The organism is Sphingomonas sp. CCH5-D11, assembly GCF_001557395.1.
Taxonomy (GTDB): domain Bacteria; phylum Pseudomonadota; class Alphaproteobacteria; order Sphingomonadales; family Sphingomonadaceae; genus Sphingomonas.
This window is the reverse complement of record NZ_LSKH01000250.1, coordinates 1-1,088: the sequence shown is the minus strand read 5'-3', so window position 1 is coordinate 1,088 and position 1,088 is coordinate 1. Positions and strand designations below refer to the sequence as shown.

General features: G+C 63.1%; 1 protein-coding gene and 1 pseudogene. Both read left to right on the top strand.

Features of this window, described 5'->3' with window-relative positions:
• Nucleotides 1-222: pseudogene (locus tag AX702_RS22965) on the top strand (Mu transposase C-terminal domain-containing protein); the annotation flags it as partial.
• Complete coding sequence (locus tag AX702_RS15795) at nt 222-1,052, top strand: AAA family ATPase (protein WP_007406871.1); 831 nt, start codon at nt 222-224, stop codon at nt 1,050-1,052. The pseudogene AX702_RS22965 and the gene AX702_RS15795, both read left to right, overlap by 1 nt.
• The last annotated feature ends 36 nt before the right edge of the window (nt 1,053-1,088 follow it).

Sequence of the window (1,088 nt, the reverse complement as noted above, 5' to 3'; positions counted from 1 at the left end):
CTAAAGGACATCCAGGCGGCGCGGATCGCGCATCGGCGTCGCCTGCGGCAGGAGATCAGGGAGAAGCAATCGAGCGTTATAGACTATCTTCCAGCGATCCTGCGCACTCCGGCTCCGATCGCGAAACCGGCGCGATTGCCTGAATTGGCGCCGGTCTCCGCAGCGACTCCGGCGCCGCCACCAAGCCGGCCGAAGCTACGCACCTATTATGAGGGCGACTGATGACCGCCGGCAGTACGCGCGCGACCAGCTTCATCTCGACCCAAGAGCACCGCCGCTTCATCGAGTTCGCCGACGCCGTTCGGAAGCATCGCTACATCGGCCTGTGTCATGGCCCAGCGGGCGTCGGCAAAACGCTCTCGGCCTGCCGGTATGCCCGATGGCACAAGGCTGCGCCCCTGCTCACCGTTTGGGGACCACGCGATCCATCCGACCTGGAAATCTATGCCCACCTCGCTCAGGCACGTGCGGTTTTCTACACACCTTCGGTCGGCAGCACGTTGCGCGAACTGCGGCAGGATCTGCCCCGGCTGCTCGACCGAGTGGACCATTGCATCGACGAACACGTCAGGCCTCAGAAAGTCGGACAGGTCCGTTATGTCAGTCGTCATACCCGCTACGTCGAAATGGTGATCGTCGATGAAGCCGAGCGCCTGTCGACGACGGCGCTGGAATACATGCGTGACGTGTTCGATCGGCAGGGGATCGGGCTCATCCTGATCGGGATGCCCGGTATCGAAAAGCGCATGGCGCGCTATCCCCAGCTCTTCAGCCGGGTCGGCTTCGCCCACCAATATCGGCCGTTGCAGGATGCGGAGCTGACCTTCGTGCTGACCCGCCGCTGGCGCGACCTCGGCCTTGCCCTCGACGACGCCGATTTCACCGACGCGCAAGCGGTCGCGGCCATCGTTCGGATCACAGGTGGCAATTTCCGGCTACTGCACCGCCTGTTCGTGCAGATCGAGCGCGTGCTGAAGATCAACGGCCTCGCAACCATCAGCGAGGATGTCGTGGAAGCCGCCCGCAGCACCCTCGTCATCGGCGTCACCTAGTGCTGACATTCGTGACATTTACCGCTGAAAGCCACA

Bases quoted from the DNA above. Each gene is read 5' to 3' on its own strand.
- AX702_RS15795 (WP_007406871.1), top strand. From the start codon at position 222: ATGACCGCCGGCAGTACGCGCGCGACCAGCTTCATCTCGACCCAAGAG.